Here is a 15114-nt window from a genome sequence, read left to right as displayed (position 1 = left end):
TTGCGGGGCATCAGCCTGCGTTCCGCGCCTCATCGCGAAAATCGGTTTCATCGGTCACGGCAAACCGCCCACCCTTGAGCTTTTGCAGCTTACCATCACGCAAAAGCTGGCCAAAGCTGCGCAACCCATCCTCGCGCGAAAAACTGTCTTGGCTGACCTCTTTCAGCTTGCCCATCAGCATCGGGCGCGAAAACTGCGGGCGGCCTTCAACATCGGACAGATAGGCCGCCGCCGCCTCAAGCAGATCGGGCAGGCGTGTTGCGCCCATCTGCTCGGCGAAATCGGCAAAGCCGCTATCAGTCGCAAGGTCAGCAGTCTGAGCCGGGATCATCGTCGCGGACGCAATACGGCGCGGACGCACCGGTTCGCGCGGCGCTTCTGCATCGACACGCTGTTCGGCAACCAATTTCAGCGGCGCGGCGCGCTGATCTTCGGGCCGGGCCGAGCGCGCGGCACCGCCGGCTTGTGGACGGCGCGGACGCACGACCTCTTGCAGATCGGACCGATAGGGCGTGTCATCAACATTTTTGTCGAGGTCAGAGCCTGCGTTCTTTTCGGCGCGCGTGGCGGCCACGGCGGCGCGCAGGTGGCGGATCACACTGCGGCGCTGGTTCGATTCAGGCTCCTCAAGATGCGTGTCGGCCTTTTCAAAGATGCGGTTGACGTCCGCCGGTGGCGCTTGCTCATGGTCCAACTTGTCCCGACCACGCGGAGCGCTGTCATCCTGTTCGCCGGCAGGCTGGGAGTCGGCCTGTGGCTGTGCTTGGTCGGCGGGGTCGATCTTGTCGGGCTGCGTGCCCTGCGCATCTGCGATATCTTGCAGCGTGGCGTCCTGTTCCGGCGTGGCGTCCATGCGCAGTTCGGCCTCAACCTCGGCCAACTCACGCTGCAACTCGGCCTCTTCCTCGGATGAGAGGCCTGACTCGTCACTATCGGAATTGTCACCGTCATCGCGAGTCGCCTCGTTAAAGACATTCCAAGTCTCGGTCTCGTCTTCATCCTCTTCGATATAACCCTCGGCCAACGCAGCCTCGAATTCGCTGCGCTTCATCTTGACGACGCGGGCGCGCAGCACCGGCTGGCCCTCGGGCTGATCATCCGTGTCTTCGGCAACGTCAACCGCTTCGGTTGGGTCGTTGTCGGCGGAACCGTCTTTGTCCGCGGTGTCTACGGTATCAACGGCGCTGTCGGGGCCAAGACGCAGCGGCGCGCCCTCATCGTCTTCGGCCTCCTCTGGTCGATCCTGCGGGTCATCCTGTGCGGGCATGGCATCGGCCAGCAACTGGGCCAGCGTATCCTCGGCCAAGTCAACACTGTCGCTCTGCGGTTCAGGCTCCGACGAGTCGGGCGTGCTGGCCATCGCATCCTCGTTCGTGTCGTCGTCAAAGCGCGCCAACAGGGCATCCAGATCGTCACTGTCGTCCGGCATTTGCTCGGGCTCAGCCTGCGCTTCTTCGGCGATATCGGCGGCTTCGTCCTGTCCAAGCGCATCATCCAGTTCGGCGGCGGTGGCATCGACGAAATCCTGTGCGTGTTCGTCCTCGGCGTGTTCGTCTTCGGTATAGTCACTGTCGCCATAATCCTGCTCGGCATGGGAGACGACCGACCGAATCCGGCGCAGTTTGGCGGCAACACTATCGGACTCGGCCTCTGGCTGGTCTGCAACCACAACACTATCGGATTCGGCATCGGGCTGATCTTCAACCGCAGCGGCGATCGGCTCTGCCTCTGGCGGCTCGGCCGAGGCTGCGGACGGCTCATCCTCCGCTGCAACCTCTTGGGCTTCGGTTTCTGACTCGGGGTCGTGCTCGGCTGGCGCTTCGGCCGCGGTGTCGGATTGAGGCGCCGGTTCCGGCTCATCTTCGGCCTCGGTCTCGACAGCCTCTTGCACGTCACTGTGTTGAGTGTCTTCCGCACCCTCATCGGCAGCTGGGCTGGTGTCGTCCACCGCGTGATCCGACTCGGCGCTAGCAGCATCCCCAGCTTCAGTCTCGTCCGGCGCATGCGCAATGGGCGTTTCGTTTTCGACAGTTTCGTTTTCGACAACGGCATCGTCTGCTTCGACTGGTTCCGTCACCTCTTCGGTGGCGTCCTGCATGTCTTCAGGCGGTTGCGACGCAGCGGTGTCGTCGCTTGCAGGCTCTTCCACTTGGTCGTGTGGCTTGGACGCGGGCGTTTCTTCGGCAGGCTGGTGTTGCGGGGCTTGCGCGGCGGCCAAGCCAGCCAAAGCGGGCGCGTCCCCGGCACGCAGCACGATTTTACCCTCGTTTTCATGGGCCTCAACGCGGCGCGCAATCTCACGTTCAGCGATGCGGGCCAGCATATCGGCGTCTGGCGCCGGGGGTTCAGCCCCGAAATATCGATCATCGGCTGCAAGATCCCGGAAATATTCGGCAATCGCTTTCATCGTATCAAAGGAATCGTCGAATCCCTCAAGCGTGCACGAAAAAGTGCCATAAGAAACTGTAAGAATTTTACTTGTGTTAACCATAGGAATGCTCGCTTTACTTTGCCTGCGACACTCGTGTTTACCATCCCGTACGCGTCGAAAGCGGCTCGATTCTTAGAATTTTACAGTATCATTTCGTGGTCAGAATGTGTTCTGTTTCCGAAATATGCGTTAATTCCGGTTTTTACAGATGATTGTTGACGAAAAACGCCCCATTACCCTTGTTGGCGGCGCTGAGGTTACCAAGGCCACGCTGAACCGGGCACGTGCGCTGGCCCCGGTGGTTGTGGCTGCCGATGGCGGGGCCGACGTGGCATTGATTAACCATGCTGTGCCGCAAGCGGTGATTGGTGATTTCGATTCCCTCAGTGATTGGGCGCGTGGACAATTGCCAAGCAGCGCCCTGCATCCGATCCCCGATCAGGACAGTACGGATTTCGACAAATGCCTGCGCAACATTCACACGCCGCTGGTGATTGGCGTGGGATTTTCCGGCGCGCGTCTGGATCATCAACTGGCGGCGTACAACACGTTGGTGCGCCACCCGCATCGACGCTGCATTCTTCTGGGCACCGAAGAACTGGTGTTTCTGGCCCCGCCCGAGTTGCGACTGGACTTGCCCAAGGGATGCGAGGTGTCGCTGTTTCCGTTCGGCGCGGTCGAAGGCGTGTCGGACGGGCTGAAATATCCGATTGGTGGGCTGAATTTCGCACCCGACGGCCGGGTCGGGACATCGAACCACGCCACCGGCCCGGTCAGCCTGTCGGTGACAGCACCCAAAATGCTGGTGATCCTGCCCCAGATAATGCTTGAAATCGCTGCCGAGGCCCTTTTGCACGCGCGGGCCGACTGGCCCGAAAATTAACTCAGACCGGCGGCAGCGGACGACGACGGATGCTTTGCAGACGCTCGCGCGTGAAAACATAAAGCCCCGAGCCGACGATGATCGTGATTCCAACCCACGTCAGAGCATTGGGGAAATCGCCAAACCACCAATAGCCCACGGCGGTGGCCGCCACGATTTCCAGATATTGCAACGGCGCCACCGTGGCCGCCGGGGCCAGCCGCACCGAAAAACTGATGAACAGATGCGACACGGTCGAAAGCAGCCCGACGCCCAGCAGCATCCAGACGGCGAAACCCTGCGGCATTGCCGGATCCAGCAGCGCGTTTCCGGTGCCGTCAAAGGCAAACAACAGCGGCCCGATGATCAGCATCGCCGCAAGCGCGGTATAGGCTTGCAAGGTGATCGGATGGGTGGCGCGGGCCATGTTGCGCGTCATCACCATGTAAAGCGCAAAGCATAGCGCCGTACCCAAGGGAAACAGCGCCACCAGCCCCAGATCCTGAAAGCTGGGTTGGATTACGAAAATTGCACCGCCAAACCCGACCATACAGGCCACGATTCGACGCCAGCCCACCTCTTCTCCCAGCAGAAAACCACCCAGCAGGGTCAGAATGAACGGCTCGACAAAGAAAATTGCGATGGCATTGGCGATGGGCATGTAGCGGATGGCGGTGAAAAACAGGCCCGTCGCCACCACGATCAGAACGGCCCGCATCATATGCAGCCCCAGTTCGCGCAGGCCGGGACGATGCGCCATACGCAGGCTCAACGCCAGCGGCAAAAGGCACAGCCCCTGAATGCCAAAACGAAAGGCCAGAATTTCCATGACCGGAATGTAATCCGGCGTGGCCTTGGCAAAGGCATCCATGATCGGCGCAATGGCTGCAAAGGCAACCATGCATAAGATTCCCAGCAGGACACGATCATTCGGTTGGGTCATGGGGCACTCCGCCGTTGGGTTGCCCCAAGGCTTAGGATGTGTGCCGGCCCCACGTCCAGCCCAAATGCGACAGTGTGGCGCGGCTTAGCAGTTGGGGACGTTCACCGCCAAGCCACCCAACGAGGTTTCTTTGTATTTCTCGCTCATGTCGGCGCCTGTCTGGCGCATGGTCTCGATACAGGCATCCAGCGGCACCAGATGCGTGCCATCGCCCCGCATGGCAAGGCTCGCGGCACTAACCGCCTTGATCGCACCCAGACCGTTGCGTTCGATACAAGGCACCTGCACCAACCCTTTGACGGGGTCGCATGTCATGCCCAGATGGTGCTCAAGCGCGATTTCGGCGGCGTTTTCGATTTGCGCGGGCGTGCCGCCCAAGACGGCGGCCAGCCCTGCCGCCCCCATCGCAGCAGCGCTGCCCACTTCGGCCTGACATCCCGCTTCGGCCCCCGAGATCGAGGCGTTGTATTTCACCAGCCCGCCGATGGCAGACGCGGTCAGCAGAAACTCTTCGATCTGCGCCTCGGATGCGCCAGGGACATGCTCAAGCCAATACTTGATCACCGCAGGCACCACGCCCGCCGCGCCATTGGTGGGGGCGGTCACCACCTGCCCGCCAGCGGCGTTTTCTTCGTTCACCGCCATGGCGTACAGGCTGATCCAATCGTTGATCTTGTGCGGCGCTTGCAGGTTGGTGCCGCGTTCAGCCAGCAGGGCATCGCGGATGCCCTTGGCGCGGCGGCGCACCATCAGGCCGCCGGGCAATTCGCCTTCGGTGTGCATGCCCCGTTCGATGCAGTCATCCATCACCTGCCAAATCCGCGCCACGCCCGAGCGCAGGTTCTCTGGCCCGCCGCGGGAAATCTCGTTGGCCTTTTTCATCTGCGCGATGGACTTACCCGCGCGTTCGGACATTTCCAACATCTCAGCGGCGGATTTGAACGGATAGGGCACCGGATCGCCCTCGTCGGTGTTGCGGCCTTTGGCAAGCTCGCCCTCGGTCATCACGAAACCGCCACCGATGGAATAATAGGTTTCCTGCAAGATCACGTCGCCTTGGGCGTCGGTCGCCATCAGGATCATCCCGTTGGCATGGCCCGGCAAGTTTGGGCCAAAATCAAAAATTAGATCATCCTTGGGATGAAATTTCAACTCTGGCAGACCGGGCGGGCGAACACTGTGCGTTTCGCGAATTTGCCTCAGCGTTTCTTCGGCCGTGTCGTGATCGTAATCTTCGGGCCTGAACCCGGCCAGCCCCAAGATCGTGGCACGATCCGTGGCATGGCCCACCCCGGTAAACGCCAGCGAGCCGTGTAGGGATCCGCGCACGCCATGCGCCTCGAAAGGCGCGGCGCGCATCTTGTCCAGAAACCGCGCAGCGGCCACCATCGGCCCCATCGTGTGCGAGGATGACGGGCCGATCCCGACCTTGAACATCTCGAAAACCGAAAGAAACATGTGAACCTTCCTGTTGCTGGTCACGCTCCGACAGGCGGACCTTGGGGCGTTATGCCGCATAGTGACGGGCCTGCCGCATGCAAAAGCGACCCCGTTGGCAAAATCTGCGCCAACCCTGCCAATGTCGGAGGGGTGGTGCGGGAATTCAACGGGTTTGCCGGCTCAGGTCGCGCTGCCCTCGGGTGGGTTGGGCATTTGCGGCGCGGTAAAGGGAGTTGGCCCCAGCCCTTCGGCCTGAATAGCGGCGCGGGTGCTGGCGCGGCGCTCTAATCCTCGTGCCATGGCGCGCAGGCGCGGCCATTGGGCAAGGTCGAACCAATCGGTTTCGCCCGGCGGGTAAAGGGCAGTCCAGCGCAAGACCGGACCAAGGTAAAGGGCAATCACCGTCGGCGCGGCCCCGTCGAACAGCGCAGGCACATCGCCTGCCGCCTGCTCAAGCGTATCCAGATGGCGCGTGATTTCGCCGCGCATGTGAATACGCATCCGGGTTTGCGCCGCCACTTCGGACCCAATGTAACGCTCTGGATGAAAACGCATCCCAAGCGCAGGGTGCAGGGTGTTGGACACGAAAAACAGCCATTTCAACGCGCCGGCGCGCGACGGATCCTTGGGGCCGGGGGCCAGCCCGCCGTGGCGGTCGGTCAGCCACAAAAGGATCGCGCCAGTTTCAAAAATCGGGCCGTCAGCGGTTTCAAGCACCGGGATCAACCCGTTGGGATTAAGCGCGCGATAGGCGGGGCCTTCGTGTTCACGCGCGGCGCGGTTTACCAAAACGGTCGCATAAGGCTGGCCCAACTCCTCCAATGCCAGGCGGATGATCAGCGAGGCGTTATCGGGCGCGTAATGCAGGCGGTAGGTCTGTGTCATGGCGCCACGATACCGCGCAGCGGGCTACATGCCAGCCTGAAAACGACACCCATGCGCCGGGCATGTCCTTTGCCTCTCGCACCCGGCGCTTAACTTGCCTATAACCGGGGCCGAACCATACGAGGAGTCGCTGCCATGACCGGGGAATTGTCACCCATCGACAAGGCCAAATTCGTCGCTGCAAAGCGGTCTGTTGACTATGTAGAAGATGGCATGCGGGTTGGGCTTGGCACAGGATCCACCGCGGCATGGATGGTGCGCTGCCTGGGCGAGTTGGTGCGCGATCAAGGTCTGAAGATCAAGGGCGTGCCCACCTCGACCCGCACCGCCGAATTGGCCCGCGATGTCGGGATCGAGGTGATCAGCCTTGATGAGGCCAAGTGGCTGGACCTGACGATTGACGGCGCCGACGAGTTTGACGCCAACCTGAACCTGATCAAAGGCGGCGGCGGTGCATTGTTGCAAGAAAAGATCGTTGCAACCGCCAGCGACCAGATGATCGTGATCGCCGATGTCGGCAAAGAGGTTGAAACGCTGGGCGCCTTTCCCCTGCCCGTCGAGGTGATCCCGTTCGGCTGGGAAACCACCAAATCACTGATCGAGGAAATGCTGATCTCGATGGATGTGCTGGGGCGCGACGCATCTTTGCGGATGAACGGAGACCGGCCTTTTGTCACAGACGAGGGGAATTATATCCTTGATCTGCACCTTGGGCGTATCGGCGCGGCCAATCAGTTGGCCATGGTGCTGAACCAGATGCCGGGTGTGGTAGAAAACGGCCTGTTCATCGACATCTGCGATGTGGTGATCCTTGGCTTTGGCGACGGGCGCGTGGAAACCCGCGACATCAACGAAGGCACCGTGGAAGAGGGCAAGCTGGATTTCCTTGAATCCGACAACCTGTTCACCGATCTGCAAGACTGACACGACTGACCTGAAAAAGGGACGCACATGGCATTCGACTACGACCTTTTCGTAATTGGCGGCGGCTCGGGTGGGGTGCGCGCAGCGCGTGTCGCGGCCCAAGGCGGGGCCAAGGTGGCACTGGCCGAAGAAGACCGTTACGGCGGCACCTGTGTGCAGCGCGGCTGCGTCCCGAAAAAGCTGATGGTCTTTGCAAGCGAATACCCCGGCCAAATGGAAGATGCGCAGGCCTATGGCTGGACAGTGCATGCCGGTGGCTTCGACTGGCCAACCTTCCGAAACAAGCTGCACAGCGAACTGGACCGGCTGGAAGGCATTTATCGTAACATTCTGGGCAATGCCGGGGTGCAAACCTATGACGCCCGCGCCACCGTGGCCGATTCACACACCGTGGCCCTGTCCACCGGCGAGACGTTCACCGCCAAGCACATCCTTATCGCCACAGGCGGCTGGCCCGTCAGACCACCCGATCTGCCGGGCACTGAAGACACGCTGACCAGCAACGAAATTTTCCATCTTGAGGATTTGCCGCGCTCGATCCTGATTGTCGGGGGCGGCTATATCGCCAGCGAATTCGCCTGCATCCTGAACGGCCTTGGCGTGCAGGTGACGCAGTATTACCGCGGCGCGCAGATCCTGCGCGGCTTCGACGAAGAGGCGCGCGGCCTGATCGCTGACGAGATGATCCAGAATGGCGTCGATCTGCATCTGGGCTGCAACATTGTTGACATGGAAAAGCGCGATGGCGGTTTTTGGGTCAAGGCCACCAACGGTGATGAGCGCATGTTCGACCAGATCATGTTTGCCACCGGACGAGCCCCCAACACCACCGGTCTGGGTCTGGAAGAGGTCGGGGTCAAACTTGGTCGCAAGGGCGAGGTGATGGTCGACGACTACAGCCAAACAAGCGTGCCCTCGATCTATGCCATTGGCGACGTAACAGACCGGGTCAACCTGACGCCGGTGGCAATCCGCGAAGGCATGGCCTTTGTCGATACGGTGTTCAATGGAAACCCCACGCCCGTGGATCATGCGATGATCCCCACCGCGATTTTCACCCAGCCGGAATTCGGCACCATAGGCCTATCGGAACAGGACGCGCGCGACCAAGAACCCATCGAGGTCTATGCCACGTCGTTCAAGCCAATGCAGCAGGCTTTTGCAGGCCGGGCCGACAGGGTGCTGATGAAACTGATTGTATCCAAGGCCAGCCGCAAGGTGCTGGGCTGTCATATCGTCGCGCCGGGCGCGGGCGAAATGATCCAACTTGCCGGCATTGCCGTAAAAATGGGTGCCACAAAAGAGGACTTCGACCGCACGGTCGCAGTCCATCCAACCATGTCCGAGGAATTGGTCACAATGCGCGATCCGGTGCGCAACGCTTGATTTTTCGGACATGCTGCACAGTTTAGAAACACAGCCTTGTGTGATACGCAGGGCAAAAGGTCAGTAAAGGGAAATATATTCATGGCTGGACAGTCTGGCGGCCCTTGGGGCGGCGGCGGAAACTCAGGCGGCGACGGGGATGATGATCGCCGTGGCAATCGGGGCGGGCAGCGCCCCCCTGAAGGCGGGTCGCAAATCCCCGAAATCGACGAACTGGTGCGCAAAGGCCAAGACCAACTGCGTGTGCTGATGGGCGGCCGCGGTGGCGGCGGCAATAATGGCGCAGGCAGCGGCGGCGGCGGTGGGCCAAGCATCGGCCGCGGCGGCATCGTGATCGGCGTGATCATCGCAGTGGTGTTGTGGGCTGCAGCCAGCTTTTACACCGTCAAACCCGAAGAACAATCGGTTGAATTGTTCTTGGGCGAGTATTCCTCGACCGGGCAGCCGGGTCTGAACTTTGCACCTTGGCCCTTGGTCACGCACGAGGTGATCAACGTCACCTCGGAACGGACAGAAGATATCGGCCAAGGGCGCGGCAGTGGCAATGATGGGCTTATGCTCACCACCGACGCCAATATCGTCGACATCGACTTTCAGGTGGTGTGGAACATCAACGATCCTGCCAAACTGCTTTTTAACATTCGCGACCCGCAGCTGACCGTGCGCGCCGTGTCCGAAGCCGCGATGCGCGAGATCATCGCCGCATCGAACCTTGCGCCGATCCTCAACCGTGATCGTGGCCTTATCGCTGACACCGCGCGTCAAAATATTCAGGGCACGTTAGATGACTACGAAAGCGGCATTACGATCGTGCGGGTGAACCTTGATACTGCTGACCCCCCGCGCGAGGTGATCGACTCGTTCCGCGAGGTGCAAGCCGCCGAACAGGAACGTGACCGACTGCAACGTCAGGCCGATGCCTACGCAAACCGCGTTCTGGCCGAAGCCCGGGGTGAAGCCGCACGGGTGATCGAAGCCTCGGAAGGGTACCGCGCCCGCGTGGTCAACGAATCCATCGGTGAGGCCAGCCGCTTCATCGCCGTGGCACAGGAATTCAACCGCGCGCCCGAAGTTACACAGCGTCGTCTTTATCTGGAAACGATCGAACGCACGCTTGGCCAGTTGGACAAGGTGTTGATCGATGAAAGCAGCGGTAGCGCGAATGGCGGTCAGGGCATTGTGCCTTACCTGCCCCTGAATGAACTGCGCCGCGGTAGTGGCGCATCCTCCAACACCAACACCGGAGGCTCGAACTGATGCGTAAATCCGCACTTATCCTGCCGGTCGTCGTCGTCGCCGTAATCGGTGTGCTGTCGTCGATCTTTATCGTGGACGAGCGTGAAAAGGCGCTTGTCCTGCAATTCGGCCAAATCCGTCAGGTGGTCGAGGAACCGGGGATCGGGTTCAAGATCCCGCTCATTCAGGAGGTCGTGAAATATGACGACCGAATCCTGTCGTTCGACACTGACACGATCGAGGTGACGCCTTCGGATGATCGCCGCTTGGTGGTTGATGCCTTTGCCCGCTTCCGCATCGCAGATGTGGTGCAATTTCGGCAGGCCGTTGGCGTGGGTGGCATTCGCGCCGCCGAAGACCGCCTGTCGTCGATCCTGAACGCGCAAATCCGCGAGGTTCTGGGTGCCGATCAGGTCACCTCGGATACGATCCTGTCGCCGCAACGTGGCGATCTGGCCCGCCGTATCCGCGCACAGGCCCGCACCAGTGCCGAAGGCCTTGGGTTGGAAATCGTCGACGTTCGCCTGAAACAAACCAACCTGCCGCAGCAAAACCTTGAAGCCACCTTTGCACGGATGCGCGCCGAGCGTGAACGTGAAGCGGCCGACGAGATTGCCCGCGGTAACGAGGCCGCACAGCGCGTGCGCGCCGCAGCTGATCGAACAGTGGTTGAAACGGTGTCCAGAGCCGAGCGCGAGGCGGAGATCACCCGCGGTGAAGCAGACGCCGAACGTAACCGGATTTATGCGGAATCGTTCGGGAAAAACCCGGATTTCTTCGCCTTCTACCGGTCGCTGGCTGCGTTCGAAACCTCGCTTCAAGGTGAAAATTCCACATTGGTCTTCTCACCCGATAGCGAATTTCTGTCCGAGATGTTCAACTCGATCCGCGCCGATGGCCTGAGCGAGGTTACGCTTGAGGATATTGACATCGATAGCCTGCGTGACATGGCGCCCGGGATGGAAATCTCGCCCGATCTGCCTGACGCCGAGCGCCAACGGCTGGAGGAAGACGAGGCAAAGCGAAACGCCACTGACGAAGAGGCCGAAGCAGAGGCCAACAATTGATCGAAACACTGCTTCTGGCCCTCGGGCTGGTGCTGATTGTGGAGGGGCTGGTCTATGCACTGGCCCCTTCGCTTTTGGAACAGATCCTTGCCGCGCTGGCGCAGCTGCCAATTGACCAAAGGCGTCTTTTGGGGCTGGCGTCGCTGGCGGTGGGTGTGGTGATGGTCTGGGCCGCAAAACAGCTTGGCGCTTGATTTTCTGTTCACTACGCATTCACATGAGCGTGACACAGTGTTGCGAACTTTGCGTTCCTGCAGACACTACCTAAGTAAGACGCACATCAATGCGCCGCACCGGAACCACCCGATGCGACCCAAATCGGACAAAGGCAAGGAGACGTGACCGTGATAGCCCAATCCGCCACCCTTTCAAAAACCAACCCCGGCGCCTTGCGCGCCCTGTGGGTGACGGCGCTGACCATGGCGCTGGTCATCGCGCAGGCCATCAGCGCCCAAGCCCGCCCCGAAAGCTTTGCCAATCTGGCTGACCGGGTCAGCGAGGCCGTGGTTAACATCACCACCTCGACCGTTGTCGCGCAGGGGACCGGCCCGGCACCTATGGTGCCCGAAGGCTCCCCGTTCGAAGATTTTTTCCGTGAATTTCAAGATCGCAATGGCGAGGGCAACAGACCGCGCCGCACCTCGGCACTTGGTTCGGGTTTTGTGATTTCCGAAGACGGCTTTGTGGTGACAAACAACCACGTGATCGAAGCCGCCGATGAGATCATCATCGAATTTTTCTCGGGCGAAGAACTGACGGCCGAAGTGATCGGCACTGATCCGAAAACCGATATCGCCCTTCTCAAGGTGGACACCGATCAGCCGCTGCCCTTTGTCAGCTTTGGCGACAGTGACACCGCCCGCGTTGGCGATTGGGTGATGGCGATGGGCAATCCGCTTGGTCAGGGCTTTTCAGTCTCTGCCGGGATCGTATCCGCCCGCAATCGGGCGCTGTCGGGCACCTACGACGACTATATTCAGACCGATGCCGCCATCAACCGCGGCAACTCGGGTGGTCCCCTATTCAACATGGACGCTCAGGTAATCGGTGTGAACACCGCCATCCTGTCGCCCACCGGCGGCTCGATCGGGATCGGGTTTTCGATGGCTTCGAACGTCGTGACCCGCGTGGTCGATCAGTTGAAGGAATTTGGGGAAACCCGCCGTGGCTGGTTGGGCGTGCGGATTCAGGATGTGACTGACGACGTGGCCGAAGCCATGGAATTGGAAGAGGTCCGCGGCGCATTGGTCACTGATGTGCCTGAAGGCCCCGCAGCAGAAGCGGGCATGGAAGCCGGGGACGTGATCCTGTCTTTCGACGGCAAACCCGTCGACGATACGCGTGGCCTTGTCCGTCAGGTCGGCAACACCGAGGTTGGCAAAACGGTTCGCGTCGTGGTTTTCCGTCAGGGCAAAACGCAAACGCTGAAGGTGACACTTGGCCGCCGCGAAGAGGCCGAAGGTGCCGTGCCCACCGCACAGCCCAATGCGGACACTCCGGAAGAACCCGACAGCGCCAACATGATGGGCCTGACCCTTAGCCCGCTGGATTCAGAACTGCGCGAGCAGCTTGAACTGAACGACGATGCGACAGGTCTTGTTGTCACCGATGTCGACAATCTTTCAGACGCCTACGAAAAAGGTGTGCGCGCCGGTGATTTGATCACCGAAGCAGGACAGCAGAAAATCGCGTCGATTTCTGACCTGCAAGATCGGGTGACCGCCGCCCGCGAGGCTGGCCGCACATCGATCTTGCTGCTGGTGCGCCGCGCAGGCGAGCCGCGCTTTGTGGCCTTGCCGGTGGCAAACGACGATTGATTGTCCCGAAATATACGATGAAAGGGCGCCCACGCGGGCGCCCTTTTTTTTGCAACAGAACCAAGCGAAATCGAGTCAGTCTGGTCTGAAAGCTGCCTGATTTGTGCATGAAACCATACCTTGAACGAGGCACCGTTCAGGGTAAATCATCCAACATCATCGGGTAAACCAAACCGCCTGCGGACGCCCCCGCCCCCAGATAATCCACCCATTGATCGGTGGCCGCATTGTATCTGCGGTAACGCTCGATTTTCTCATATAACTCGTTCACAACCGTCTGCTGCTCCGAGATCGACATGCGCACCCAATCCGCCTCGGTGATCGCCATGATCCGGGATTTATAAGGCAGGTCTTCGATGAATTCGGATACGTTCACAGCCTCCGCCAGCGTTGGATCAGATCGGCGCGAGACCTTGTCGGGCCGACGGCTCATATCTGCGGCCGCCCCAAGAACCTGACCAAAAAAGTCATCGGGATTGATCACGTTTTCCTCGGCTTTTTCAATGATGATGCGCAATGCCTCGTCCAGATTGCTCAGCTCGGCCTTGGTCAGCAAAAGACGGATCGACAAAGGTTTCAGGCCGGGGCGCGCGAAATCGCGGTCTGCGACAACCGCCTCAAAAACATCCGGGGCCTCGGAACCGCGCGAGCGGCCAAGATATTCCAACTGCATCGTGCGGCCCGCCGCCCGAAAGGCCTTGGTATCCTCGTCAATAGTGTCATCGTCATCAGAAAAATCGCGGGGATCCTGACCACCACGAAAGCGGTTGACCTGATCTGCAACGATCTGACCAAGCTGACGCGCTCTGGCCTGATATTCGTCGCGGTCGCCATTTTCTATGGGAAAATACAACGGCGGCACGTTGGGCTGGCGTGTCAATTCACGATAGGCGGCTTCCGCCCGGTCGTGGTCATTTGGCCCTTGCGGTGTGCGCAGATGCATCACCGCGATCGCCCCGTTGATATTTTCCCGTACCAACGTTCCAAGTCCCTTAGCACTGAGGCGCGTTTTGGAATAGCCGTCATTGGCTTCACGCGGGCTTGCATCGGTCACCAGAACGATAAATTTCGCCCCGAACGGCGACCAGTCCATGGCTTGCAAGGCGTGTTCGATCCCGGCATAGCTGTCTTCGCGAAAGTTCCGGCTGGATGCGCCCGCTTCGGTCATACGAGTGATGCCATTCAGGAACGCCGACGCATCAAAACCGGCATTCAGATCGACAAAAGTCTGAACGTCATAGCCAAGGCCGGGCGCAGCCTGAAGGTTGTCGCGAAATCCGATCAGCCCGAATGATACCGCCTCTTGCGCTCCGGTACGCCGAACCCCGTCATATACCTCTTCCAAGGCGGCCTGTGTTCGACGAATAAACGGCTCCATGGAAATGGTCGTATCAACGACGAACACAACCCCGGCCCGAAACGCGCCTTGCGCCTCTTCCGGGGTCACGTCGGCGACCGGATCATTGTCAATCGGCGCATCATCCGGTTGTGCGCGCGCCACAGCAACCTTCAACAGGTTCACGAACGAGCCGTTTTCAAAAATAGCCTCCTCGGTTTCAAGGATCGGCATGACATACAGATTGTCGCGCAAATTAACGGCATCGCGTGGGCCCAAGGCTACGATCCGTTCAGAATCGCCATTGGCCGTTTCAGCGGCTTCCGCCTCTTGGCGCAGAGTTTGTGCGGACAGGCCGGGGGCTTCGCTTTCGACAACATCATAAATTGCGTCATAGTCCGAAAAGAACAATGTCCGATCCAAATTCGCACTGGTTTGCAACGTGGCCACGATATTTTGCCGCCACGGTGTGACGGTGTTCGCCGGAACCCAGAATAGATCATCGCCCTTGTCGCCGCGCGCTACACGCAACCAATCCCCGCTTTCGGCGTACACATAAAGCGGTTGCAACGGCCGCAATTGCCCGCTGCCGCGCCCGTCAGGCGCATCGAACATCGCGGTGCTGTCTCGGACAAGAACGCGTTCGAACAACGACTCCTTGCCATCCATAAGCAACGGGCGATCAGCGGCGCTTGCCATCGACCCCCAGAGAAACGCGCCCAGAACACCAGCTAAAACAACGGTTTGCAGCACTTGTGAAGCACGATTAATCATCACCGGTTTCCTT

The 15114-nt window shown here is 60.1% G+C and carries 12 protein-coding genes; 7 read left to right on the top strand and 5 right to left on the bottom strand.

Annotated elements, in window-relative coordinates; translation table 11 throughout:
• Positions 1-10 precede the first annotated feature (10 nt).
• Positions 11-2491: a hypothetical protein gene (locus HAT86_RS02120; protein ID WP_408014982.1), complete on the bottom strand. Its 2481-nt coding sequence runs from the start codon at positions 2489-2491 to the stop codon at positions 11-13.
• A 148-nt stretch (positions 2492-2639) separates the two neighbouring features.
• Here HAT86_RS02120 and HAT86_RS02115 point away from each other — a divergent pair, with 148 nt between their 5' ends.
• A complete protein-coding gene (locus HAT86_RS02115; RefSeq protein WP_167192932.1) occupies positions 2640-3314 on the top strand; it encodes a thiamine diphosphokinase in 675 nt (224 codons plus the stop codon).
• 1 nt (position 3315) lies between these two features.
• Here HAT86_RS02115 and HAT86_RS02110 read toward each other — a convergent pair whose 3' ends face one another.
• The 3 genes from HAT86_RS02110 to HAT86_RS02100 all read right to left on the bottom strand — a co-directional run bounded on the left by HAT86_RS02110 (position 3316) and on the right by HAT86_RS02100 (position 6561).
• Positions 3316-4236, bottom strand: coding sequence for a DMT family transporter (locus tag HAT86_RS02110; RefSeq protein WP_167192931.1), 921 nt, complete (start codon positions 4234-4236; stop codon positions 3316-3318).
• An 84-nt stretch (positions 4237-4320) separates the two neighbouring features.
• Positions 4321-5694: an L-serine ammonia-lyase gene (locus HAT86_RS02105; RefSeq protein WP_167192930.1), complete on the bottom strand. Its 1374-nt coding sequence runs from the start codon at positions 5692-5694 to the stop codon at positions 4321-4323.
• Positions 5695-5856: 162 nt separating this feature from the next.
• Positions 5857-6561, bottom strand: coding sequence for a glutathione S-transferase family protein (locus HAT86_RS02100; RefSeq protein ID WP_167192929.1), 705 nt, complete (start codon positions 6559-6561; stop codon positions 5857-5859).
• Between the two features lie 135 nt (positions 6562-6696).
• Here HAT86_RS02100 and rpiA point away from each other — a divergent pair, with 135 nt between their 5' ends.
• The 6 genes from rpiA to HAT86_RS02070 all read left to right on the top strand — a co-directional run bounded on the left by rpiA (position 6697) and on the right by HAT86_RS02070 (position 12991).
• Entirely contained in the window at positions 6697-7485 is a 789-nt protein-coding gene (rpiA, locus tag HAT86_RS02095) for a ribose-5-phosphate isomerase RpiA (RefSeq protein ID WP_167192928.1), read from the top strand.
• A gap of 27 nt (positions 7486-7512) precedes the next feature.
• A complete protein-coding gene (gene gor / locus HAT86_RS02090; RefSeq protein WP_167192927.1) occupies positions 7513-8871 on the top strand; it encodes a glutathione-disulfide reductase in 1359 nt (452 codons plus the stop codon).
• A gap of 81 nt (positions 8872-8952) precedes the next feature.
• The gene (hflK, locus tag HAT86_RS02085) at positions 8953-10128 is read left to right on the top strand and encodes an FtsH protease activity modulator HflK (RefSeq protein ID WP_167192926.1); all 1176 of its coding nucleotides are present in this window, start codon (positions 8953-8955) and stop codon (positions 10126-10128) included.
• On the top strand, positions 10128-11174 hold the full coding sequence (gene hflC, locus HAT86_RS02080) for a protease modulator HflC (protein WP_167192925.1): 1047 nt from the start codon (positions 10128-10130) through the stop codon (positions 11172-11174). Before hflK ends, hflC begins: the two co-directional genes overlap by 1 nt.
• Positions 11171-11368: a DUF2065 domain-containing protein gene (locus HAT86_RS02075; protein WP_196780472.1), complete on the top strand. Its 198-nt coding sequence runs from the start codon at positions 11171-11173 to the stop codon at positions 11366-11368. The genes hflC and HAT86_RS02075 overlap by 4 nt, the downstream gene beginning before the upstream one ends.
• 225 nt (positions 11369-11593) lie before the next feature.
• The gene (locus HAT86_RS02070) at positions 11594-12991 is read left to right on the top strand and encodes a Do family serine endopeptidase (RefSeq protein ID WP_167193004.1); all 1398 of its coding nucleotides are present in this window, start codon (positions 11594-11596) and stop codon (positions 12989-12991) included.
• A gap of 136 nt (positions 12992-13127) precedes the next feature.
• Here HAT86_RS02070 and HAT86_RS02065 read toward each other — a convergent pair whose 3' ends face one another.
• Entirely contained in the window at positions 13128-15101 is a 1974-nt protein-coding gene (locus HAT86_RS02065; RefSeq protein ID WP_231125788.1) for a vWA domain-containing protein, read from the bottom strand.
• Between the last annotated feature and the right edge of the window lie 13 nt (positions 15102-15114).

It is taken from the genome of Roseovarius gahaiensis, from assembly GCF_011601345.1.
GTDB lineage: Bacteria > Pseudomonadota > Alphaproteobacteria > Rhodobacterales > Rhodobacteraceae > Roseovarius > Roseovarius gahaiensis.
This window is presented reverse-complemented; position numbering and strand designations above follow the sequence as displayed.

Bases quoted from the DNA above. Each gene is read 5' to 3' on its own strand.
- HAT86_RS02120 (WP_408014982.1), bottom strand. From the start codon at position 2,491: ATGGTTAACACAAGTAAAATTCTTACAGTTTCTTATGGCACTTTTTCG.
- HAT86_RS02115 (WP_167192932.1), top strand. From the start codon at position 2,640: ATGATTGTTGACGAAAAACGCCCCATTACCCTTGTTGGCGGCGCTGAG.
- HAT86_RS02110 (WP_167192931.1), bottom strand. From the start codon at position 4,236: ATGACCCAACCGAATGATCGTGTCCTGCTGGGAATCTTATGCATGGTT.
- HAT86_RS02105 (WP_167192930.1), bottom strand. From the start codon at position 5,694: ATGTTTCTTTCGGTTTTCGAGATGTTCAAGGTCGGGATCGGCCCGTCA.
- HAT86_RS02100 (WP_167192929.1), bottom strand. From the start codon at position 6,561: ATGACACAGACCTACCGCCTGCATTACGCGCCCGATAACGCCTCGCTG.
- rpiA (WP_167192928.1), top strand. From the start codon at position 6,697: ATGACCGGGGAATTGTCACCCATCGACAAGGCCAAATTCGTCGCTGCA.
- gor (WP_167192927.1), top strand. From the start codon at position 7,513: ATGGCATTCGACTACGACCTTTTCGTAATTGGCGGCGGCTCGGGTGGG.
- hflK (WP_167192926.1), top strand. From the start codon at position 8,953: ATGGCTGGACAGTCTGGCGGCCCTTGGGGCGGCGGCGGAAACTCAGGC.
- hflC (WP_167192925.1), top strand. From the start codon at position 10,128: ATGCGTAAATCCGCACTTATCCTGCCGGTCGTCGTCGTCGCCGTAATC.
- HAT86_RS02070 (WP_167193004.1), top strand. From the start codon at position 11,594: ATGGCGCTGGTCATCGCGCAGGCCATCAGCGCCCAAGCCCGCCCCGAA.
- HAT86_RS02065 (WP_231125788.1), bottom strand. From the start codon at position 15,101: ATGATTAATCGTGCTTCACAAGTGCTGCAAACCGTTGTTTTAGCTGGT.